We start from the raw sequence: 20,831 nt of genomic DNA, 5'->3' as shown, positions 1-20,831 counted from the left end.
CCCCTTACCCTGCCCTGCCCCTTACCCTGCCCGGGACACGCCCAGGAAGCGCTCCAGCGCCGCAGCGTCCTCCCGCAGCGCCGCGCTCTCGGCCCGGTGCACCACGCGCCCGCGCTCCAGGATCACCGCCTCGTCCGTCACGCCCAGGATCTTGCGGGCGTGCTGCTCCACGACGAGGGCGGAAAGCCCCTCCTCCCGCATGATCCGGCGCAGCGCCGCCAGCACCTCTTCCACGATCACCGGCGCCAGCCCCTCGGTGGGTTCGTCCAGCAGCAGCAGGCGCGGGTTCAGCACCAGCGCCCGGCCGATCGCCAGCATCTGCTGCTCCCCGCCCGAGAGCTGGTCGCCCCCGTTGCGCCGCCTCTCCCGCAGCCGGGGGAACAGGGCATAGACCCGCTCCACGTCCCACGGCCCGGGGCGCGCGACGGCGGTCAGGTTCTCCTCCACGGTGAGGGACCGAAAGATGTTGCGCTCCTGCGGCACCCAGCCAATTCCGGCGCGCGCGCGCCGATCCGGCGGAAGGGCGGTGATGTCGCGCCCGGCCAGCGCCACGCTGCCGACGGTGCGGCGGGTCAGCCCGACGATGCTGTTCAGCAGCGTCGTCTTGCCCATGCCGTTGCGGCCGAGCACGGCCATCGACCGCCCTTCCGCCAGGGTCAGGTCGATCCCGTGCAGCACCGCGGCGCCGCCATAGCCGGCGGAGAGGCCATTGACGGCGAGCAGCTCAGCCATGCCCGCCCTCCCCGAGATAGACGGCGCGCACGCGGGGATCGGCGGCCACCTCGGCCGGCGTGCCCTCCATCAGCACGGCGCCCGCGACCAGCACGGTGATGCGCTCGGCGAAGCGGAAGACCAGGTCCATGTCGTGCTCGATCAGCAGCACCGCCACCTCGCGCGGAAGTGCCGCGACGGCGGCCAGGATGTCCTCCCGCTCCGCCTCCGGCACGCCCGCGGCGGGCTCGTCCAGCAGCAGCACGCGCGGCCGGGCGGCGATGGCCAGCGCCACCTCCAGCAGCCGCTGGCGGCCATAGGGCAGGTCGCCGACGCGGCGCCCCATGGCGTCGGCCAGCCCGAAGCGGCCGAGGATCTCCGCCGCCTCCTCCGCCACGTGCCCTGCCCCTGGGCCACCACGGCCCAGGCGGCGCCACCACCCGCCATCCAGCCCCATGCGGCGCGAGACGGCGATGGAGACGCTCTGCAGCGGCGTCATCTCCGGGAAGAGCTGGTTGATCTGGAAGGTGCGGGACAGGCCGCGCCGCACGCGCCGGTCCTGCGCCAGCCCCGTCACCTCCTCACCCCCCATCAGGATGCGGCCGGCACCGGGGCGCAGCACGCCCGTCAGCAGGTTGACCAGCGTGGTCTTCCCCGCGCCGTTCGGCCCGATCAGCGCGTGCCGTGCGCCTGGGAGCAGGGAGAGGCTCACCTTATCGGTCGCCAGGAAGGCGCCGAAACGGTGCGTCAGCCCGATCGTCTCCAGCGCGGGATTCACGGCGCGGCGCCCTCTGCCGGGCGGCGCAGCCGGGCTATCCAGGCGCGCGGCCTGTCCCGCCCCAGCAGCACCAGCACGACCAGCAGCGCGCCGATCCAGAACTGCCAGTACTGCGGCGTGAGGCTGGAGAGCAGGTCCTGCATCAGCTTGAACACCACCGCGCCGACCAGCCCGCCGTAGAGCCAGCCCACCCCGCCGATCAGGAGCACCAGCAGCCCATCCGCGGAGCGCTGGAAGGAGAGCACGTCGAGCGACACGAACCCCGTCACCTGCGCCAGCAGCGCCCCCGCCACACCGGCCAGCGCTGCACCGAGGGTGTAGGCCGCAACCAGGCGGCGCCGAACGGGGATGCCCAGCGCCGCCGCGCGCAGTGGGTTGGCGCGGATCGCCCGCAGCGCCCAGCCGAAGGGCGAGAGCGCGATCCGCCGCAGCAGCAGGAAGGCCAGGAACAGCACCGCCAGGGCGTAGGCGGCGCCCACATGCCCTTCGAGGTCGAACTCGAACCGGCCCAGCAGCGGGCCGACGATCATGCCCTGCAGCCCGTCCGCGCCGCCGGTCAGGCCAGTGAAGCGGTTGGCCAGCTCGAAGAGAACGGTGGCCAGGCCGAGCGTCACCATCAGCCGCGTCAGGTCGCCGCCGCGCAGCACAAGCGGCGCGGTGAGCAGCCCCAGCACCCCCGCCGTCCCGCCGCCCAGCAGCAGGCCGAGCGTCGGGTCCCCCAACCCGCGGGAGGCGGCGATCCCGGCGACGTAGGCGCCCCATCCGAAGAAGGCCGCGTGACCGAGGGTGAGGATGCCGGCATAGCCGAGCACGAGGTCCAGCGAGAGGGCGAAGAGGGCCACCACCGCCACCTCCGCGATCAGCGCCGCGCGCTGCGGAAACACGGCGTAGGCGGCCAGCACCAGCGCCCAGAAGGCGATCTCCGCCGGGCGCCAGCGCGCCAGCCCCGCCAGTTGCCGGCGGGCCGTCTCCTCCGGTGCGGCCGTCACCGCGCGCCCGCCCGCCCGAAGAGCCCCTGCGGCCGCCAGACCAGCACCGCGAGCATCACCCCGTATATGATGAAGGCACCCATCGAGGGCAGGTAGTACTTGCCCGCCACATCCGCGATCCCGAGCAGCAGCGAGGCGAGGAAGGCGCCGGGGATGGAGGCCGTGCCGCCCACCGTCACGACGATCAGAAAGTAGATCATGAACCGCAGCGGGAAACCCGGATCCAGCCCCAGGATGTCCGCCCCCAGCGCCCCGCCCAGCCCGGCAAGGCCGGAGCCGACGGCGAAGGTGACGGTGAAGATCAGCCCGACATCGATCCCCAGCCCCCGCGCCACGCGCGAATCATCCACCGCCGCGCGAAGCCGGCTGCCGAAGCGCGTACCGGCCAGGGCCAGGTGCAGCGCCAGCGCAACGGCCCCGCAGATGCCGATGACCAGCAGGCGGTAGATCCCCATGCCGATGCCCGCCACCTCGATCCGCCCGCGCAGCGCGTCCGGGATCCTCACGAATTGCTGGCTCGGTCCCGCGGCATAGTCCACCACCGCCACGGCCATGAAGATCAGCCCCACGGAGAACAGCACCTGGTCCAGGTGGCTGCGCGCGTAGACGTGCACGTAGAGCGTCCGCTCCATCAGCGCGCCCAGGGCGGCGGTGGCCAGGAACACCACCGGCAGCGCCGCCAGGAAGGGCACGCCCCAGGCGTTCACCAGCACTAGCGCCGCGTAGCCCCCGGCCATGGCGAAGGCGCCATGGGCCAGGTTCACCAGGTTCATCAGCCCCAGCGTGACGGCCAGGCCGCAGGCGAGGATGAACAGCACCATCCCGTAGGCGATGCCGTCGAACAGGACCGTCAGCATGGGGCGTGGATCAGCCGGCCGCCTTGGCCGGGTCCTTCACCGCGGGCACGGTGGCGATCTCCACGTTGTACAGCTCGCCCCCCTGCCGCTCGACGCGGCGGATGTAGACGTTCTGCACGATATCCCGCGTGGCCGCGTCGATGCTGACGGGCCCGCGCGGGCTCTCCCAGGAGAGGCCCTTCATCGCGTCGGCCAGGACCTGCCCGGCGGCGCCGGCGCCCGCCTTCTCGGCAGCCAGCCGCAGCAGGGTCATGCCGTCATAGCCGCCCGCCGCCATGAAGTTCGGCCGCATCCCCGCCGCCTCGCGGAAGGCGGCGACGAAGCGGCGATTGGCCTCGCTGTCATGCGCGGCGGAGTAGTGATGGGAGGAGACGACGCCCAGCGCCGGATCGCCCATGCCGTTCAGGATGTCGTCGTCCAGCACGTCGCCGAGCGCGATCAGCCGGATGCCCGCATCCTTCAGCCCGCGCTCCGCGAACTGCCTCATGAAGACCGAGCCGACGCCGGCGGGCACGAAGACGAAGACCGCCTCCGGGGTCGCATCCCGCGCGCGCTGCAGGAAGGGCGCGAAGTCCGGATTGGCCAGCGGCACGCGCAGCGCCTCCGCCACCGTGCCGCCCGCCGAGCCCAGGCGCTGGCCGAACCACTTCTCCGCGTCCAGCCCGGGGCCGTAGTCGGAGACGACGGTGACGGCCTTGCGGATGCCGTTTTCCGCCGCCCAGCCCGCCAGCGGCACCGTGACCTGCGGCGTGGTCTGGGAGGTCCGGAACACGAAGGGCGAGGCCTCCGTCACGGTCGCGGTGGCGGCGGACATCACCACCATCGGCACCCGCCCGCGCGCCGCGATCGGGGCGGCGGCCAGGGCATGCGGGGTGAGGACGAAGCCGGCAAGGGCCGAGACCCTCTCATTCACCACCAGCTCCTGCGCCAGGCGGCGGGTGGCGTCGGCCGCGCCCCCGTCGTCGCGCAGCAGGATCTCGACCGGGCGCCCCGCGAAGGCGGGGTTCTGGCGGGCGTAGAGCCGCACGGCCGCCTCGATCTGCTTGCCCGTCGAAGCGAAGGGGCCAGTCATGGAGAGGATCAGACCGACCCGGAAGGGCGCGTTCTGCGCGGTCGCCGGGCGGGCCAGCACGGCCGGTGCCAGCGGCAGCCCGGCCGCGCCGAGCAGGAGGGTGCGGCGGTTCATCGTTCTCTCCCCGGTGGTCCGAAGGGCTACCTCGAATCCGCCTTGTAATACAGCCTGCCGATTCGGATCGGCTCCTGCTCCCGCCGTTCCGCTCCCCGCAGGGATCGGCGCGGGCCGCCGCGTCAGGCGGCCCCGGCGGGGGTCGCCACCTCGGCCGGCCTGGGCCGCACGCCCAGGACATGGGCGATGGCGTAGGTCAGCTCGGGGCGGTTCAACGTGTAGAAGTGGAACTCGTCCACCCCGTTCGCCTGGAGGGTGCGGACCTGCTCCGAGGCCACCACGGTGGCGACGGTCCGGCGCATCTCCGGGTCGTCCTCGGTGCCCTCGAACATAGCGCCCAGCCAGGCCGGCACGGTGGTCCCGCACATGGCGGAGAACTTGGCGGCCTGGGCGTAGTTGGACACGGGCATGATCCCCGGCACGATCGGGGCGGTAATCCCGGCCTTCAGGCACCGCTCGAGGAAGCGCAGGTAGGTCGCGGTGTCGAAGAAGTACTGCGTGATCGCCCGGGTGGCGCCGGCGTCCAGCTTGCGCTTCAGGCTGTCCAGGTCGTCGTCGGGGCTCCGGGCAGAGGGATGGATCTCTGGATAGGCGGCGACCGAGATCTCGAAATCCGCGATCCGCCGCAGCCCGGCCACGAGGTCCGCCGCATAGGCGTAGCCGCCGGGATGGGGCGCGTACTCGGTGCCGGGAGGGGCATCGCCGCGAAGGGCCACGATGTGGCGCACCCCCGCCTCCCAGTAGCCCCGGGCCACCTCGTCCACCTCCTCCCGCGTCGCGCCCACGCAGGTCAGGTGGGCGGCCGGCACGAGGTCCGTCTCGGTTGCCAGGCGCGCGACGGTGGCGTGGGTGCGCGCATGGGTGCTGCCCCCGGCGCCATAGGTGACGGAGACGAAACGCGGCCGTAGCGGCGCCAGCCGCCGCACGCAGGCCCAGAGCTGCTGCTCCAGCACCTCCGTCTTCGGCGGGAAGAACTCGAAGGAGAGGAGCGGCGCGGGCTGGTCGGCGCCCCGCGCCGGCAGCGGCCCCACCCGGTCGCCCGACAGCCAGCGCTCCAGCGTCGGTGCCAGCTTCACGATCTCTCCCATCACCCGTTCCCTCTTAGCTATTCACGGCCGCGCATCCGGGCGGCCCTGCGGGGCCGGGGGCCGCGCGGCCCCCGGTCCTGTCCTCACGTCACGCCAGCTCCCGGACCCGCTTCGCCGCGGCCACCATGTTCACCAGGGCGGCGCGGGTCTCCGGCCACTTGCGGGTCTTGAGGCCGCAATCCGGATTTACCCAGAGCTGCTCCGGCGAGAGGCGGGAGCGCGCGGCCTGCAGCAGCCCCGTCATCTCCTCCACCGCCGGCACGCGGGGGGAGTGGATGTCGTACACCCCCGGCCCGATCTCCGCCGGGTAGCGGTAATCGGCGAAGGCGCCCAGCAGCTCCATCTTCGACCGCGCCGTCTCGATCGAGATCACGTCCGCATCCATGTCGCCGATCGCCGCGATGATGTCGTTGAACTCCGAGTAGCACATGTGGGTGTGGATTTGCGTGGCGTCCCCGACGCCCGAGGAGGTGATCCGGAAGCACTCCACCGCCCAGTCCAGGTAGTGCTGCCAGTCGCCGCGGCGCAGCGGCAGCCCCTCGCGCAGGGCCGCCTCGTCGATCTGGATGACCCTGGCGCCGGCCTTCTCCAGGTCCGTCACCTCGTCCCGGATGGCGAGCGCGATCTGGCGGCAGGCCCGTTCGCGCGACACGTCGTCGCGCACGAAGGACCAGTTGAGGATGGTCACGGGGCCCGTCAGCATCCCCTTCATCGGCCGCTCCGTCAGGCCCTGCGCGTAGTTCCACCACGCCACCGTCATCGGCTCCGGGCGGGACACGTCGCCGAACAGGACCGGCGGGCGCACGCAGCGGGAGCCGTAGGACTGCACCCAGCCGTGCTTCGTGAAGGCGAAGCCGGAGAGCCGCTCCCCGAAATACTGCACCATGTCGTTGCGCTCGAACTCGCCGTGCACCAGCACGTCCAACCCGATCTCCTCCTGCCAGCGGACGGTGCGCGCCGTCTCCTCGCGCAGGAAGGCCTCGTACTCGGCGTCCGTCATCGCGCCCTTCCCGTGGGCGGCGCGCGCCTTGCGCACCTCCTCGGTCTGCGGGAAGGAGCCGATGGTGGTGGTTGGGAAGGCCGGCAGCCCCAGCGCCTCGACCTGGAGCCGGCGCCGCTCGGCGAAGCCCATGCCGCGCCGCGCCATCGCCGCATCCACCGCCTTCAACCGCGCCGCGACGGCATCGTCGTGGATCTTGGGCGAGGTCTTGCGGGCCGCGGCCGCGGCGGAGGACGCGGCGAGCGCGCCCGCCACGCTCTCCCGCCCCCCGTTCAGGGCGCCGGCCAGGGTCGCCAGCTCCTCGAGCTTCTGCACGGCGAAGGCGAGCCAGCTCCGCACGTCCTCGTCCAGCGCCGTCTCCTGCGCCAGGTCAATCGGCGTGTGCAGAAGGGAGCAGGACGGGGCGAGCACGATGTCACGGCCCGCCGCCACGGGCGCCACCCGCGCCAGGATCGCCTCCAGATCCGCGCGCCACACGTTGCGGCCGTCCACCACGCCGAGCGAGAGCACCAGCCCCTCCGGCGCCTTCGCCAGCACCGCGTCCAGCTGATCCGGCGCGCGGATCAGGTCGATGTGCAGCCCGGCCACCGGCAGGTTCACCGCCTCGTCCAGGTTGTCGCCCAGCCCGCCGAAATAGGTGGTCAGCATCAGCCTTACCGTCGGCGCCGCCTTCGACAGCGCCTCATAGGCCATGGCCAGCAGGGCCCGGTCCTCATGGGTGAGGTCCAGCACGAGGCAGGGCTCGTCGATCTGCACCCAGTCGGCGCCCGCGGCGGAGAGGCGGCGCAGCACCGTGGCGTAGACGGGAAGCAGCGCGCGCAGCAACTCCTCCCGGTTCACCTCGCCCGCGTGGCTCTTGCCGAGGCGGAGGAAGGTCACGGGCCCGAGCAGCACGGGGCGCGTGTGCACGCCCTGCGCCCTCGCCTCCAGGAACTCGTCCACCACCTTCGTGGAGGAGAGGGCGAAGGCCTGGCCCGTGGAGAACTCGGGCACAAGGTAGTGGTAGTTCGTGTCGAACCACTTCGTCATCTCGGCGGCCGGCACGTCCACCGCCTTGTGGGTGCAGCCGTGCCCGCACTCGGCGTGCGCCTCGCCCCCCTCAGCCCCCTGCGCGCCCCGCGCCATGGCGAAGTAGGTGTCGAGGTCCACGGGCCCGCCCGTCCAGCCGTAGACCGCGGGGACGGCACCGACCATGGCGCTGGTGTCCAGCACGTGGTCGTAGAGGGAGAAGTCGTTGCTCGGCACATGGTCCACGCCGAGCTCCTTCTGCCGCGCCCAGGCCGTCGCCCGGAGCTCGGCCGCGGCCGCCAGCAGCGCGGTGCGGTCCGACTTGCCGGACCAGTAGCGCTCAAGCGCGGTCTTCAGCTCCCGGCGGGGGCCGATCCTGGGGAAACCGAGCGATGCGACAGTGACGGACATGAACCTCGCCTTCTCTGTTCTGGCGCGGTGGGCAGCCGCGAGCCGTCGCGCGGGCGCACCCCGCCGATGGCGGAATCCGTCCGTGAGAGACCTGCGACCTGACCGGGCACCCCGCCGGAGGACGTTATGTGCCGGGGCAGGTCTCCTGGCTCGCGGGTCAACGCCTCCGGCCCGGCCTTCCCGGCGCGGGGGCGTGAACCCCTTGCGCCAGTGACGCGTGATGGACCTCGGCTCGCCGCTCACAGTTGCGGGGGCAGCCCCGGATTCGGCGCTCTCGCGCCCGCACCGGGTTCCCTCTTAGCCCCGGCGCAGGGTCGCGCGCCGGGGAACCTCGACCCCGGCATCTGACCGAAGCCGGCCGCGGGTGTCAAGCGACATAAAGATATCCTTATGAGGAACATGTCGCCCTGAGCGCCCTGACCTGCGCCGCGTTGGTAAACCCTTCACCGAAACGACCGATAGTCGCCGCCCTATCCAGCTTTCGGCGGCGCCATGGAAATCAGCTACGACCCGGACGGCCGGCCCTACGTCTCGCGCTACGAGGTCGGCGACCTTGTCCGCCTCCGCGCCTCGGAGCGGGGCGAGATGGCCATGGGGCGGGTGGGCGACTGGGGCATGGTTGTCGCGGTCGGGCGCGGCTGGTCCGAGAACTTCGACGTGCAGATCGCCGGCTACTCGGAGGGGCGGACCTCGAGCCTGAAGCGCCTGACCGGCCTCACCCGCCGCGCCGTGGTGCCCTGCGACCGCAACGGCGTGCCGGTCTCCCTGCCGGAGCGGAGCGGGCTCCGGGCGGTGGATGCGGGCATGACCCGCAAGGTCGGCCGCGCGAGATAGGGGCCCGCCTCCCGGCTGGCCCCGTTTCTGCTACACCCCGGCCCGGCAGCCGGAGATCCCCTGTGGACATCGCCCTCTTCAACCTCATGTCCCAGAACCGCCCGGACGAGACGCCGGCGGAGATCCTCCGCACGACCGTGGAGAAGGTGATGCTGGCCGAGGCGCTGGGCTTCGACGGCGCCTGGTTCGCCGAGCACCACTTCACCAGCCACTCCGTCTGCCCCTCCCCGCTGATGATGGTGTCGCACCTCGCGGGGGTGACCACGCGGCTCCGCCTCGGCCCGGCCGTGGTGGTATTGCCGCTGCACCACCCCCTTCGCGTGGTGCAGGAGGTAGGGATGCTCCAGGCGCTCTCCGGCAATCGGCTGATGCTGGGCCTCGGCACCGGCCACCAGCCGCACGAGTTCCGCACCTACGGCATCCCCATGGCCGAGCGCACCGCCATGCTGGAGGAGGGCTGGGACATCATCACGCAGGGGCTGACGACCGGCCGGGTGGGATATGCGGGCCAGCATTACGCCGTGCCGGACGCGCCGATCGCCGCCTTCCCCGGCGCCGTGCCGCCCCTCTTCCTCGCGGGTGGTGAGCCGCGGCTGCTGCAGCGCGCGGCCCGCGCCGGCGGCTCCCTCTTCATCAGCCAGGGCCATCGCCGTGCGGCCGCCGCCCTGCCGATGCGGGACAAGCTCCTGGCCGCCCTCCGCGCCGGCGGCCTGCCCGATTCCGCCCTGAGGCTCGCGGTCCAGCGCTACGTCTTCGTCACCGAGGACCCGGCCGAGATGCGCCGCGCGGCCGAGGGCATGCTGCGCTTCATCCGCACCACCCTCTCCCTCCGCGAGGAGGAGCCGCAGCGCGACGGCGCCTTCATGCGATCGATCCCCTTCGAGGGGGAGCCGAGCATCGAGTGGCTGATGGAGAACGCGCCCATCGGCCCGGCCAGGCGCGTGGCGGAGCTGCTGGCGGAGGACTTCCACACCCTCTCGCCGAGCCACTGGAGCCTGTACATGGGCTTCACCGGCCTGCCCGCGCCGCGCGTCCTCGCCTCGCTCGAGGCTTTCGGGACGGAGGTGCTGCCGCTGCTCCGCCGGTTGAGCCCGGAGCCCGCGCGCCTGGCCTCCTGAGCCGCCCCGGGCTCAGCGCGCCTCGGGCTGCAGCGCGCAGGGCCCCTCAGGGTCCAGCGCGTCGCGGCCGAGCTTGAAGTAGACCTGCCGGTCCTCGTCCCGCCCGGCCTCTCGGGCGTGCTGGACATCGAAGCTGCAGCCTCGGATCCGGACCAGCGCCTGCAGCCGGGACCGCAGCCCCATGTACCGCAGCAGGGCGTACTCCGCGCCGATCCGCCCGCCCACGACGAAAGCCGTCTCGGGCGAGGCGCCGTCGCCCGAGGTCACCACCGCCCGGACGATCCGGTCCGTCTCGGCCTCGGCCGCGGGGCGGTCGGGCCGGGGCCTGACCCGGAAGACCACCTCCCGCGTCCCGCGGGTGGCCCGGTCCATGGCCGTGACGATCTCGACGCTGCCGTCCCCCTCCGGCATGGAGCGCTGGCGAACGAGGTTCAGCCCCAACCGGTCCAGCACGGCATAGGTCCAGAGAAGTCCGTCGACCGTGTAGGCCGTCTCGCGCCCCCGCCCGTCGCCCGAGGCGAGGACGCCGTCCACGACCGCCGCCGTGTCGCGGGCCGGTCCCTCCGCGGTCAGGCCCGACCGCGCCAGGGCGAGAAGCAGGAGGAGCACGGCCGCCCGCCCGGCCCCCTGCCGGCAAAGTCCCATGCGGCTCATCCCAAGACCTCCGGGCGCCGGCCCGGCGGCGCCCAGGGAGCTTAGGTCCGCGTCCCCGGCGCGTCGACCGCGCGCGCCACTCTCTTCCTGGTCCCGAAGAGCACGCCGAGAAGGCGGCGCGTCCCGTCCACCTGCTGCCGCCACCAGCCGCCATGGACGAGGCTCGCCGGCGCCTCCGGGTCGCCCGTGCGGGGGAACTGGTCGCGCCGGAAATCGCCGGTGCGGAAGATCATGTCCCAGACCGGGAACAGCACCGCGTAGTTCCGCCCTTCGTCCCCCGCCGAGAGCACGCCGTGGTGGAAGCGGTGGAAACGCGGCGAGACGAGCAGCCTCTCCCCGATCGCGCCGAAGGAGAGCCGGACATTGGCGTGGGACAGGCTCTCCGCCACGCGCATGACGAGGATGATCAGCGGGAACTGCCCGGGCGGCACCCCGATCAGCAGCGCGAGCCCGCCCACCCAGAGCGCCGCGATCACGTCGTCGATCACGTGGTTCCGGTCATCCGTCCAGAAGGTCATCTTCTCCTGGGCGTGGTGGATGGAGTGCAGCGCCCACCACCAGGGCAGGGTGTGCTGCAGCCGGTGCCGCCAGTACTCGCCGAAATCGATGATCAGGACGTAGAGGGCGAAGGCCAGGAGCGGCCGGGAATCCAGGCCGGGGATCAGCGTCTCCAGCGTCGGCGGCACCCAGCCCATGTCGGTCAGCCAGCCGTCGAACTGCGCCTGGAACCCGGCCAGCAGCACGAAGGCGATCAGCGGCAGCACGCCCAGCCGCGCCAGCAGCGTGTAGGTCACGTCCGTCCAGACCACGCGGCGGTCGTCCCAGCGCTCCACCGGGCGCCAGGCCTCCAGCGGGCGGCAGATGGCGACGACGACGAGAACCTGGATGACCCCGAAGACGATGAAGTCCATCCAGGCGAAGGCGTCCTCCTCCCACTCCATCATCCCGAAGGCGTAGAGCAGGGGCTGCACCCCGTTCTGAAACAGGAAGCTCGTGAAGGAGTCGTAGCCGCGGGAGATCGTGTCCAGCATCAACGCCGTCCCTCGGGGGGAAGGGTCTCGAAGCAGAAGCCGCGCGCCTGAAGCCCGGCGATCAGCGGCTCCAGGATGCCGGCGAAGGGCTCGCGCCGGCTGCGCACGCCCCAGTGCATGACCAGCACCTCACCGTCCCGGATGTTCGCCAGGTTCCGGTTCAGCAGCGCCGCGTTCGGGTGGGCGCCGGAATCCAGCTCGTCCCCCAGGAAGCCGTTGGCGGTCCAGCCCTGGTGCGCCAGCCCGCACTGCCGCGCCATGGACACCGCATTCGGCGTGGTCCGCCCGCCCGGCGCGCGCCAGAGCGGCAGGACCCGCGCATCCGGCACCGCCGCCTTCAGCGCCTGGATCGGCCGCTCCAGCTCCGCGCAGAGCGCCGCCGTGTCCAGCACCTCCGCCCCCTCCCCCGCGCGGCGGGAGGCGTAGCGGACCCGGCCGGGGCCGGAATCGCCGGTGAAGTACCAGTGCCGCCAGGTGTGGCTGGCGAAGATATGCCCCTCCGCCGCCCGCGCCCGCCAGAACTCCGCCCAGGAGGCGGACAGGGTGCGGTCCCCGCGGGCGCTGGGCTCGTCCGCGACGAAGAGTGTGGCGCGCACGCCGCGGCGGCGCAGGATCGCGGCGATCTCCTCCGCCTCCCGCGACCAGCCCGTGTCGATGGTCAGGTACAGCGTGCCACGGCAGGACGCCGCCGGGGCTGCCTGCCCTTGTGCCAGGGCGGGGAGCGCGGCGAGGGCGAGCAGCCCGGCCAGCGCCGCCCGGCGCATCCCCGGAAACCGGCCGGCCGCCACGGCTAGCGCTCCACCGGCGCGGCCGGCGCCTCGTTCCGGGCCTGCACCAGGCTCTTCGCCCGGAAGAAGATGCCGTGCGGGGAACGCCCCACCGGCGAGGTGGTGACCGCCCCCGTCTCCGGGTCCAGCAGCCCGAGCTGGCGGTTCCAGCGCAGTGTGGTCCAGAGCCGCCCGTGCTCGTCGAAGGAGATGCAGTCCGGCCCGCCCGGCACCTCGTAGGTGCGCATCACGTCCAGCGTCACCGGATCCAGCGCCGTGATCCGGCTGTCCACCCGGCTGGTGGCGTAGATCGGCCCGCCGCCCGGCGAGGGGAAGACCGCGTGCGCTCCGCGGCCCACCCTGATCTGGCGCTCCACCTTCCGCGCCTCCGGGTCCACCACGGCCACGTAGTCGGCGCCCATGACCCCCACCAGCAGCCTGCCGTTGTGCCAGATGATCCCGGCCGGCTCCCGCCCCACCTGGAGGGTCCAGGCCACCTGCCGGGTTTCCAGGTCGATCGCGGCGACCGCGCGGCTGCCCTGGACAGTGACGTAGGCCATCTTGCTGTCCGGGCGGTAGGCGATGTGGCTGGGCATGTCGCCGGGCTTCACGCGGCCGAGCAGGGTCAGCCCCATCGTCGGTCCGTCCCAGGCGTAGATGTCCACCTGGTCCCGCCGCAGCCCGGTGACGACGAGGGTCTTCCCGTCCGGGCTGAACTCCAGGTTGTAGGGGTTGGCGATCCGCTCCCGCTTTTTCACCTCGCCTGTCGCGGGGTCGAGGAAGAGGATCTCGTTCCCCCCGGAATCTCCGACCAGCAGCACGTCTCTCGCGGGGGAGAGAACGAGATGGTGCGGCTCCCTCAGCACGGGGATCTGCCGGATCTCCGCCCGCGTCTCGGTATCCACAACCTGCACGCCCGGGTCCATGGAGTTCACCACGAACACGACCTCGGCCGTGGCGGCGCCGGGCAGGAGGGAGGCCGCGAGAAGGGGCAGCGCGAGGGCGAGGCGACGCATGGTGACGGCTCCGGCTGCAGGTCGGGCGGCGCGGCCGTCGCGCCCGCAGGGTATCGAAGGATGGGCCGGGTGGGTTAACGAATCCCGCGGCCCGGCACCATCCCTACCGCGCCGCTCCTGCCCCATGCCAGCCACCCCGGTTGCGACGGGCCGGCGACCGGCCGGATCTCCGGCCCGGCCGCCTCGCCCTTCCAGCGGGTCCTGTAGCACGGGCCCGCCCGGCGCGCGGCATCACTCCAGCGCGTTGCCGTCCTCGTCCCGCGGGTGGAAGTCCAGCGCCACGCCGTTCATGCAGTAGCGCTCCCCGGTCGGGCGGGGGCCGTCCGGGAAGACGTGGCCGAGATGCCCGCCGCAGGCCGCGCAGCGCACCTCCGTCCGCACCATCCCGTGGGAACGGTCCGTCACCGTCGAGACCGCGCCCTCGATCGGCTTCCAGAAGGAGGGCCAGCCCGAACCGCTCTCGTACTTCGTGTCGCTGGCGAAGAGCGGGGACTGGCAGCCGGCGCAGTGATAGATGCCGTCCCGCTTCTCCACGTTAAGCGGGCTCGTGCCCGGCCGCTCCGTGCCGTGGCAGCGCAGCACGCGGTAGGCCTCGGGCGAGAGGTCCTCCTTCCACTGCTGGTCGCTGCGCTGGATGACCTCTTCGCTCATGCCGCGCGCTCCTTCAGGCGATGGGCAAAGCCCTTGCGGAACTTGGCCACCTTCGGCGCCACCACGGCGCGGCAGTAGCCGGACCAGGGATTGCGGGCGAAGTAGTCCTGGTGCTCGGGCTCCGCGGGGTAGAAGACCGGGGCGGGCAGCAGGTCCGTCACGATCGGGCCGGCGTAGAGCCCCTCCCGCTCGACCTCCGCCATCACCTCCCTCGCCACCGCGTCCTGGCTCGTGCTCTCGGAGAAGATCACGCTGCGGTACTGCGGGCCGACATCGGCGCCCTGGCGGTCGCGCGTGGTCGGGTCATGGATGGTGAAGAAGACGCGCAGGATGTCGGCGTAGGAGATCACGGCCGGATCGAAGACCACGCGCACCACCTCGATATGACCGGTGGTCTTGCTGCAGACCTGCTCGTAGGTCGGGTTCGGCATCTGGCCGCCGGCATAGCCGGAGACCACTTCGGAGACGCCGGCCAGGTTGCGGTACACGGCGTCCAGGCACCAGAAGCAGCCGCCGCCGAGCAGGGCCACCTCGGTGCCGGGTTGGGGGGTCTGGGAGGATTGCGTCATGGCCGTGATGTGGTGATTCCCGCCTGCAACACCAAGGCGGAGCGGCGGTTTCGACCCCCTCTTTGCCCTGAGGCGAAAGGGGTCCACCTTCCCCCGCCATGAGCTTACCGCCCCCCTTCCCTGCCCCCCTCCCCGAGGCCGCGCCCGAGGCGCTGGGCTTCGATCCCACCCGGCTGGCCGCGGCGGCCGCCTTCGCCCAGGGGCACGAGACCCCCTTCCCACGCGACCTCCTGGCCCATCTGGAGGGCGGCCACTTCGAGCCGGCGCCGGACAACGAGGTGCTCGGCCCGGTCGTCCCCCGCGGCGCCCCGAACGGGCTGGTCCTGCGGGACGGGGTGGTGGCGGCGCGATGGGGCGACACGCGCCGGGCGGACATGACCTTCTCCGTCGCCAAGTCCTGCCTCTCCATCCTCGCCGGCGTCGCGGTGAAGGACGGGCTGATCCCGGACCTGGACGCGCCCGTCTCTGCGAGCGTGACGGACCCGGCCTTCGCCGGCCCGCGCAACGGCGCCATCACCTGGCGGATGCTGCTGCAGCAGACCAGCGAGTGGGAGGGGACCCTCTTCGGCAAGGCGGACCGGATCGACCGCGGCCGCGACCTGGCGAGCGAGGGCAAGAAGCCCAAGGGCTGGCCCCGCCCCCTGGCCGAGCCGGGCGGCCACTGGGAGTACAACGACGTCCGCGTGAACGCCCTCGCCCTCGCCCTGCTGCACCGCTTCGGCCGCGCCCTGCCGGTGGTGTGGAAGGAGCGCGTGGCGGACCCGATCGGCTCCTCCCCGGACTGGCGCTGGGAAGGGTACCGCAACGCCGCGGTGGAGATCGGCGGCCGCCAGATCGTCTCCGTGCCCGGAGGCGGCCATTGGGGGGGCGGCATCGTCACCGACGCGGAGGACCAGGCCCGGATCGGCCTGCTAATGCTGAACGACGGCGTCTGGAACGGGCAGCGCATCCTGCCCGAGGGCTGGGTGGCGGAGTCCGGCCGCCCCGTGGCGCTGCACCCGGATTACGGGCTGCTCTGGTGGCTGAACCGGAGCGGCCGCTTCCCGGACGTGGACCGGGACAGCCTCCTCGCCGTCGGGGCGGGCGGGAACACGATCTGGATCGAGCCCGCGACGCGGATCGTGGCGGTGTTCCGCTGGCTCGACCCGCAGGCCCTGCCGGGGATGATCTCGCAGATCGCCGGCGCCCGCACGAATTAGCCCCCCAGGTGACATGATGCACGCCGAGATCCACGCCGAGACCCTCACCCTCGACACCCATGTCGACATCCCCTGGCCCGACCACACCGACCCGCGCGGCGAGACCGCGCGGAACGTGGATTTCGCCCGCATGCGGGCGGGCGGGCTGAAGGCGGTCGTCTTCATCGCCTACACGCCCCAGGGGCCGCGCACGCCGGAAGACCATGCTGAGGCCGGAGCCCGCGCCGAGGCCATGCTGCGCGCCATCCGCGACACCACCCACGGGGAGGGCCGCCGCCTCGTCACCCGCGTCGCGGAGCTGGAGGCCGCCCACGCCGCCCGCGCCACCGCCGTGCTGCTGGCGGTGGAGAACGGCAACGCCATGGGCCACGACCTCTCCCGCCTCGCCCTCTGGCGCGGGCTGGGGGCGATCTATCTCACCCTCACCCATGACGGGCACAACGACCTGGCGGACGCCGCCCGGCCGCGCCACGGCCGGCCGGAGCCCGTGGCGCTGCACGGCGGCCTCTCCGCCCTCGGGCGCCGGGCCGTGGAGGAGATGAACCGGCTGGGGATGCTGGTGGACGTCTCCCACGCCTCCCGCGATTCCATGATGCAGGCGGTGGAGGCCTCGCGGGCGCCGATCGTGGCCACCCACGCCTGCTGCGCCGCCCTGCGGCCCCATCCCCGCAACCTGGACGACGGGCAGCTGGACGCGCTGCGGGATTCCGGCGGGCTGGTCCAGATCACGGCCGTGCCCGCCTTCCTCCGGGCGCCCGGCCCGGATGGGCGCTACGCCGCGACGGTGGAGGACATGGCGGACCACGTGGACCACGCCGTGCGGCGGATCGGCCTGGCCCATGTCGGCCTCTCCTCCGACTTCGACGGCGGCGGCGGTGTGACGGGCTGGATGCACGCCGGCGAGACCGGTGGCCTGACGGAGGCCCTGCACCGCCGGGGCTACGACCGCGAGGCGATCGGCCTCCTCTGGGCCGGGAACTTCCTCCGCGTCTGGCGCCGGGCCGAGGAGGTGGCGGCGGAGGGGTTCTGACCCCGCCGGGATCGGTTCACCCCGCACGGCAGCCCTGATCCCGGAGGGCTGCCCCGGCGGGTGGACGGTGCGGCGCCGCTATCCTTCCGCGGACTCCGCCTGCGCCCGGGCGGGGCGGGCGGCGCAGGTCCGCTCCAGCTCCGCCGTCAGCGCCTCCCGCGTCACGGGCTTCGCCAGATAGCCGGACATCCCCGCCTCCCGGCAGGCCGCGTTGTCGCGGTCGAAGACGCCGGCTGTCAGCGCGACCACGGGCACGGAGCACGCCGCCGCGTCCGGCAGGGCGCGCAGGCGGCGGGTCGCCTCCAGCCCGTCCATGCCGGGCATCGCCAGATCCATCAGCACGAGATCAAAAGGCTTGCCGGCCCGCGCCGCAGCCGCCACGGCATCCACCGCCTCGGCCCCGCCGGAGGCCAGCTCCGCCTCATGCCCGGCCCGCTCCAGCAGGGCGCGGGCGACCAGCCGGTTCGTCGGCACGTCGTCCACCACCAGGACCCGCAGCCGCCTCATATCCGCGGAGGCGACGGGGGCGGCCAGGACGGGCGCGGGCAGATCCGCCCGCTCCAGGGGCAGCTCCACCCAGAAACGCGCGCCCGTCCGGCCCTCCGTCACCGCGTCCGGGTTGTCGTCCACGCCGATCCGCCCGCCCATCGCCTCCACGATGCCGGTGGAGATAGCGAGGCCCAGGCCGAAGCCGTCCGCCACGGGCGCGTCCGGGCCGGGGCGCTCCAGCCGCACGAAATCGCGGAAGATGTTGCCGCGCTGGTCCGGCGGAATGCCCGGGCCGGTGTCCAGCACCTCCAGGCGCAGCCTCTCGCCCCCCTCCTCCGCTTTCAGGCGGGACTGGAGCATCACCTGTCCCCTCGGGGGGGTGAACTTCACCGCGTTGGAGAGGAGGTTCAGCACGAGCTGCCGCATCCGCGTGGAATCCAGCAGCAGCCCGGGCGGCATCGCCGGGTCGTGCCGCACCCCGACGGTGATGTCCCGCGCGGCCGCCGCCGGGCGGATCAGGTCCACGCAGGTATCGAGCAGCGGCGCCAGAGCCGCGGGCGCGCGGCGCAGCGGCATGCGCCCGGCCTCCACATGGGCCAGGTCCAGCACGTCGTTGGCAACGCCCAGCAGGTGCCGCCCCGCCGCCTCCAGCATCGCGGCGCGGCCCCGCTGCTCCGGGGTGAGGTTCGGGTCGCTCGCCAGCGCCTGCGCCATGCCGAGCACGCCGTTCAGCGGCGTCCGCAGTTCGTGGCTCATCCGCGCGAGGAAGCGGCCCTTGGCAGCGCCGGCCGCGGCCGCCTGGTCGCGCGCCTCCGCCAGGTCGGCCGCGGCGCGCTTCTGCTGCGTGATGTCCGTCCGGATGCCGACGGAGCCGCCGCCCGGCACCCGCCGCTCCGTCACGAGGACCCAGCGCCCGTCTGGCAGCAGGCGTTCCACGGGCGCCATGTTCCAGGGATGGCGGTAATGCGCCATCGCCTCGGCCACGAAGGCCTCCTTGTCCGGTCCGGCCTGGGGATACTGCCCGTGCTCCGCGCCGTAGCGCATGATCTCCGTCAGGGTCGCGCCCGGGCGGATGGCCGGCGCGCTCTCGCGGTAGAAGTCGCGGTAGCGCTCGTTGCAGACGATCAGCCGGTCCTCCTCGTCCCACATGACGAAGCCGTCCGACATCGCCGCGATGGAGGACTCCAGCAGCTGGCGGCCCCGGGCGCGCTCCGCCTCCGCCGTGTCGCGCTGGCGCAGCATGGCCCAGAGCAGGGCGGCGATCGCGACCGTCAGCCCGGCCAGCCCGGCGGCGGCGTAGAGGATCCGGTTCTCGTTCGCCTCCCAGTCGCGCAGCGCCGGCCCGCTGTCCTGCACCGTCACGACATGGACGCCGGAGTAGAGGGTGCGCCGGACGGCGGTGAAGCGCCCGGGCTCCATCCCCTCCGAGAGGGGGCGCGCCACCGGACGGCCGATCCGCGCCTCATCGTGCGGGGCGCTGGCCAGCAGCACCCGGTCCTCACTGCGGATCAGCAGGATGCGAAGCCCCTCCGTCTCGCCCCGGGCGCCGTAGCCGGCCAGCCCGGCGGCCACCACCGGCACCGGCACCTCCGCCACCGCGAGGAGCGGCGGCATCCCCGCCAGTGTCACGGGCCGCGCCAGGAACAGCGCCCATTCCCCGGTCGCGGGGTTGGGCACGGGCCCTGCGATCGTCACGCCGCTGCGCCCCCCCGCCATGGCCTGGGGCGGGGCGAGCAGGGCCGAGTGCGGCAGCGGCGGCGGGCGGCGGCGGGAGCCGGGCACGGCGGCCGCCAGGGGAGGCCCGCCCGCGATCGGCAGCAGGATGAGGTCGCGGAAGCCGAGGCTGCTGTCGCTGAGGCCCATCAGGACCCGGGACAGCGCGGCGGAGCGGGCCGCCGGGGTCGTGTCCTGCGCCATGCCGGAGAGGGCGGGGGCGAGAAGGTTCGGCAGCCCGGCCAGGGCGCTGTCCACCGCCAGGAAGCTCCGGTTGATGGAGGCCGCCGCGCTCTCCGCCGCCTTGGCCACCGCCTCTCCGGCGCTCTGTGCCGCGGCGTCGCGCCCCTGCCGCAGGATCATCTGCCCCACCCCGGCATAGACCGCGAGGAGGACGATCGTGCCGAGCAGGACCGAGAGCCCGATGGAGCGGGACTGGACGGTGCGGATCAGGCGGCGCGCGGGCATGGCGTGCCGGGGCTTACCGCGGGGCCGTCACGGCGACGCCGAGCGCCTCGCCGGCCCGGTCGTTCCAGCCTTCCGCGCAGCCCGGCCCGCAATGATCGGCCCATCGCGGCAGGATAACCTCCCGCACCAGGCGGCGGCGCAGCGCGTCGTCCTCCAGGGTCACCTGGACCAGCGTCATGCGCCCCCTGGCGCGCGGCGAGACCGATCCGGGAGGGCCCGCCATCTGTTCCGGCTGGCAGGCCGGTTGCCCGGTGTTGCAGGCCAGGCCCATGCCGGTCTCGGCCTCGGAGGCGTCCCAGATTCTCGCCTCCAGGTCGCGCAGCTCGCGCCGCAAGGTGTCCCGCAGCGGCGCGGGCAGGCCTTCCCAGGCGGCGCGGTTCGCCCCGAACAGCGAGACGCCCCAGGTGAGGGACATGGCGTGCACGTGGCTCGTCACCTCGTTCAACCCGATCTGCCATCCCGAGAGAGTCCCGGTGATGGCGCATTCCACCACACCCGCCCGGATGGAGGGAACGATATCTGCGAAGGGGATGACGACGGGCACGGCCCCGAGCGCCGCGACCCATTCCGACTGCGCCGCGGAGGAGGTGCGGATCCGCCGGCCCCGCAGGTCCAGCAGGCTGGCGAAGGGCCGGGCGCAGAAGAAGACCTGGGCGGGATAGACGTAGACGGCCAACAGCTCCGTCTCGTGCCTCTCGCGCAGCATCTCCTCCAGCCAGGGGCGGTTGGAGGCGATGACGCGGCGGAGAGTCGCCATGTCCGGGGAGACGCCGGGCGTGTCGAGGGCCGAGAGCTCCGGCTCCTCCGCCGCCGCGAGGTTGAGGAGCGCGGTGCCGAAAGGCGTGACGCCCAGCCGCAGCAGCCGCAGCGATTCCTGCCCGCGGATGCCGCTGCGGTCGAAGGGGGCGACGTCCGCCGTCACCCGCCCCTGCGTGATCTCGGGCAGGCGCTTCGTCCAGAAAGGCTCCTCGAACCGCGTGTACTGGCTGACACCCGCCAGCCCGCCCACGACCTGCAGCCGGATGGGATCGCCCCCCTCGGCGCCGAGGGCCACGGCGGGCAGGAGCGCCGCCGCCACGGCGAGCCGCGCGCCGGTCGGCAACCAGGTGCGGAGGAGGTTCAGGAGGGCTCCCATCTCGTAGCTCCGACTCTGCGTGGTCCGTATCAGGCGACTATCCCGACGGCCCCGGCCCCGCATCTCTCATATCGCATCATATCTGGACCGGCTTCGCCTGCCACAACCTTAACGCGATATTTTGTTGGA

Annotated in this window: 19 protein-coding genes and 1 riboswitch; of the genes, 4 read left to right on the top strand and 15 right to left on the bottom strand. The window is 73.1% G+C overall.

Annotation, left to right across the window (positions count from 1 at the left end; translation table 11 throughout):
- Window positions 1-21: 21 nt before the first annotated feature.
- The 7 genes from VQH23_RS19560 to metE all read right to left on the bottom strand — a co-directional run bounded on the left by VQH23_RS19560 (window position 22) and on the right by metE (window position 8,028).
- Complete coding sequence (locus VQH23_RS19560) at window positions 22-732, bottom strand: ABC transporter ATP-binding protein (RefSeq protein WP_338662398.1); 711 nt, start codon at window positions 730-732, stop codon at window positions 22-24.
- A complete protein-coding gene (locus VQH23_RS19555) occupies window positions 725-1,489 on the bottom strand; it encodes an ABC transporter ATP-binding protein (protein ID WP_338662397.1) in 765 nt (254 codons plus the stop codon). Before VQH23_RS19555 ends, VQH23_RS19560 begins: the two co-directional genes overlap by 8 nt.
- A complete protein-coding gene (locus VQH23_RS19550) occupies window positions 1,486-2,478 on the bottom strand; it encodes a branched-chain amino acid ABC transporter permease (RefSeq protein WP_338662396.1) in 993 nt (330 codons plus the stop codon). The genes VQH23_RS19555 and VQH23_RS19550 overlap by 4 nt, the downstream gene beginning before the upstream one ends.
- Window positions 2,475-3,335, bottom strand: a complete 861-nt coding sequence (locus VQH23_RS19545; RefSeq protein ID WP_338662395.1) for a branched-chain amino acid ABC transporter permease — start codon at window positions 3,333-3,335, stop codon at window positions 2,475-2,477. The genes VQH23_RS19550 and VQH23_RS19545 overlap by 4 nt, the downstream gene beginning before the upstream one ends.
- Window positions 3,336-3,345: 10 nt before the next feature.
- Window positions 3,346-4,521, bottom strand: coding sequence for an ABC transporter substrate-binding protein (locus VQH23_RS19540; protein ID WP_338662394.1), 1,176 nt, complete (start codon window positions 4,519-4,521; stop codon window positions 3,346-3,348).
- A 122-nt stretch (window positions 4,522-4,643) separates the two neighbouring features.
- Window positions 4,644-5,609 (bottom strand): methylenetetrahydrofolate reductase [NAD(P)H], encoded by a 966-nt coding sequence (metF, locus tag VQH23_RS19535; RefSeq protein ID WP_338662393.1) that lies wholly within the window; start codon window positions 5,607-5,609, stop codon window positions 4,644-4,646.
- 88 nt (window positions 5,610-5,697) lie between these two features.
- Window positions 5,698-8,028: a 5-methyltetrahydropteroyltriglutamate--homocysteine S-methyltransferase gene (gene metE / locus VQH23_RS19530; RefSeq protein ID WP_338662392.1), complete on the bottom strand. Its 2,331-nt coding sequence runs from the start codon at window positions 8,026-8,028 to the stop codon at window positions 5,698-5,700.
- Between the two features lie 117 nt (window positions 8,029-8,145).
- Window positions 8,146-8,377, bottom strand: a riboswitch (cobalamin riboswitch).
- 143 nt (window positions 8,378-8,520) lie between these two features.
- Here metE and VQH23_RS19525 point away from each other — a divergent pair.
- Window positions 8,521-8,862 carry a hypothetical protein gene (locus VQH23_RS19525; RefSeq protein ID WP_338662391.1) on the top strand — a complete coding sequence of 114 codons (342 nt, stop codon included), beginning with the start codon at window positions 8,521-8,523 and terminating at the stop codon, window positions 8,860-8,862.
- Window positions 8,863-8,924: 62 nt separating this feature from the next.
- Window positions 8,925-9,980 carry an LLM class flavin-dependent oxidoreductase gene (locus tag VQH23_RS19520; RefSeq protein ID WP_338662390.1) on the top strand — a complete coding sequence of 352 codons (1,056 nt, stop codon included), beginning with the start codon at window positions 8,925-8,927 and terminating at the stop codon, window positions 9,978-9,980.
- Between the two features lie 12 nt (window positions 9,981-9,992).
- Here VQH23_RS19520 and VQH23_RS19515 read toward each other — a convergent pair whose 3' ends face one another.
- From VQH23_RS19515 to msrA, 6 genes are all read right to left on the bottom strand, one after another.
- Window positions 9,993-10,634 carry a hypothetical protein gene (locus VQH23_RS19515; RefSeq protein ID WP_338662389.1) on the bottom strand — a complete coding sequence of 214 codons (642 nt, stop codon included), beginning with the start codon at window positions 10,632-10,634 and terminating at the stop codon, window positions 9,993-9,995.
- Between the two features lie 41 nt (window positions 10,635-10,675).
- Entirely contained in the window at window positions 10,676-11,665 is a 990-nt protein-coding gene (locus VQH23_RS19510) for a sterol desaturase family protein (protein WP_338662388.1), read from the bottom strand.
- Window positions 11,665-12,453, bottom strand: a complete 789-nt coding sequence (locus tag VQH23_RS19505; RefSeq protein ID WP_338662387.1) for a polysaccharide deacetylase family protein — start codon at window positions 12,451-12,453, stop codon at window positions 11,665-11,667. The genes VQH23_RS19510 and VQH23_RS19505 overlap by 1 nt, the downstream gene beginning before the upstream one ends.
- 2 nt (window positions 12,454-12,455) lie before the next feature.
- A complete protein-coding gene (locus VQH23_RS19500; protein ID WP_338662386.1) occupies window positions 12,456-13,448 on the bottom strand; it encodes a beta-propeller fold lactonase family protein in 993 nt (330 codons plus the stop codon).
- Between the two features lie 231 nt (window positions 13,449-13,679).
- A complete protein-coding gene (gene msrB / locus VQH23_RS19495; protein ID WP_338662385.1) occupies window positions 13,680-14,099 on the bottom strand; it encodes a peptide-methionine (R)-S-oxide reductase MsrB in 420 nt (139 codons plus the stop codon).
- The gene (gene msrA, locus VQH23_RS19490; protein ID WP_338662384.1) at window positions 14,096-14,668 is read right to left on the bottom strand and encodes a peptide-methionine (S)-S-oxide reductase MsrA; all 573 of its coding nucleotides are present in this window, start codon (window positions 14,666-14,668) and stop codon (window positions 14,096-14,098) included. Before msrA ends, msrB begins: the two co-directional genes overlap by 4 nt.
- A 98-nt stretch (window positions 14,669-14,766) precedes the next feature.
- Between msrA and VQH23_RS19485 the strand changes: the two genes are divergently transcribed.
- Entirely contained in the window at window positions 14,767-15,867 is a 1,101-nt protein-coding gene (locus VQH23_RS19485) for a serine hydrolase (RefSeq protein ID WP_338662383.1), read from the top strand.
- Window positions 15,868-15,880: 13 nt separating this feature from the next.
- Window positions 15,881-16,897, top strand: coding sequence for a dipeptidase (locus VQH23_RS19480; RefSeq protein ID WP_338662382.1), 1,017 nt, complete (start codon window positions 15,881-15,883; stop codon window positions 16,895-16,897).
- Between the two features lie 78 nt (window positions 16,898-16,975).
- Here the strand turns inward: VQH23_RS19480 and VQH23_RS19475 are convergent, their stop codons facing one another.
- Window positions 16,976-19,567, bottom strand: coding sequence for an ATP-binding protein (locus tag VQH23_RS19475; RefSeq protein WP_338662381.1), 2,592 nt, complete (start codon window positions 19,565-19,567; stop codon window positions 16,976-16,978).
- 13 nt (window positions 19,568-19,580) lie between these two features.
- Entirely contained in the window at window positions 19,581-20,702 is a 1,122-nt protein-coding gene (locus VQH23_RS19470; RefSeq protein WP_338662380.1) for a TRAP transporter substrate-binding protein, read from the bottom strand.
- Window positions 20,703-20,831: the final 129 nt, after the last annotated feature.

This window comes from Pararoseomonas sp. SCSIO 73927, from assembly GCF_037040815.1.
GTDB lineage: Bacteria > Pseudomonadota > Alphaproteobacteria > Acetobacterales > Acetobacteraceae > Roseomonas.
This window is presented reverse-complemented; position numbering and strand designations above follow the sequence as displayed.

Excerpts from the sequence above, each read along its gene's own strand:
- VQH23_RS19470 (WP_338662380.1), bottom strand. The coding sequence starts at position 20,702 with ATGGGAGCCCTCCTGAACCTCCTCCGCACCTGGTTGCCGACCGGCGCG.
- metE (WP_338662392.1), bottom strand. The coding sequence starts at position 8,028 with ATGTCCGTCACTGTCGCATCGCTCGGTTTCCCCAGGATCGGCCCCCGC.
- VQH23_RS19515 (WP_338662389.1), bottom strand. The coding sequence starts at position 10,634 with ATGAGCCGCATGGGACTTTGCCGGCAGGGGGCCGGGCGGGCGGCCGTG.
- VQH23_RS19510 (WP_338662388.1), bottom strand. The coding sequence starts at position 11,665 with ATGCTGGACACGATCTCCCGCGGCTACGACTCCTTCACGAGCTTCCTG.
- msrB (WP_338662385.1), bottom strand. The coding sequence starts at position 14,099 with ATGAGCGAAGAGGTCATCCAGCGCAGCGACCAGCAGTGGAAGGAGGAC.
- VQH23_RS19500 (WP_338662386.1), bottom strand. The coding sequence starts at position 13,448 with ATGCGTCGCCTCGCCCTCGCGCTGCCCCTTCTCGCGGCCTCCCTCCTG.
- metF (WP_338662393.1), bottom strand. The coding sequence starts at position 5,609 with ATGGGAGAGATCGTGAAGCTGGCACCGACGCTGGAGCGCTGGCTGTCG.
- VQH23_RS19475 (WP_338662381.1), bottom strand. The coding sequence starts at position 19,567 with ATGCCCGCGCGCCGCCTGATCCGCACCGTCCAGTCCCGCTCCATCGGG.
- VQH23_RS19560 (WP_338662398.1), bottom strand. The coding sequence starts at position 732 with ATGGCTGAGCTGCTCGCCGTCAATGGCCTCTCCGCCGGCTATGGCGGC.
- VQH23_RS19545 (WP_338662395.1), bottom strand. The coding sequence starts at position 3,335 with ATGCTGACGGTCCTGTTCGACGGCATCGCCTACGGGATGGTGCTGTTC.
- VQH23_RS19525 (WP_338662391.1), top strand. The coding sequence starts at position 8,521 with ATGGAAATCAGCTACGACCCGGACGGCCGGCCCTACGTCTCGCGCTAC.
- VQH23_RS19485 (WP_338662383.1), top strand. The coding sequence starts at position 14,767 with ATGAGCTTACCGCCCCCCTTCCCTGCCCCCCTCCCCGAGGCCGCGCCC.
- VQH23_RS19480 (WP_338662382.1), top strand. The coding sequence starts at position 15,881 with ATGATGCACGCCGAGATCCACGCCGAGACCCTCACCCTCGACACCCAT.
- msrA (WP_338662384.1), bottom strand. The coding sequence starts at position 14,668 with ATGACGCAATCCTCCCAGACCCCCCAACCCGGCACCGAGGTGGCCCTG.
- VQH23_RS19540 (WP_338662394.1), bottom strand. The coding sequence starts at position 4,521 with ATGAACCGCCGCACCCTCCTGCTCGGCGCGGCCGGGCTGCCGCTGGCA.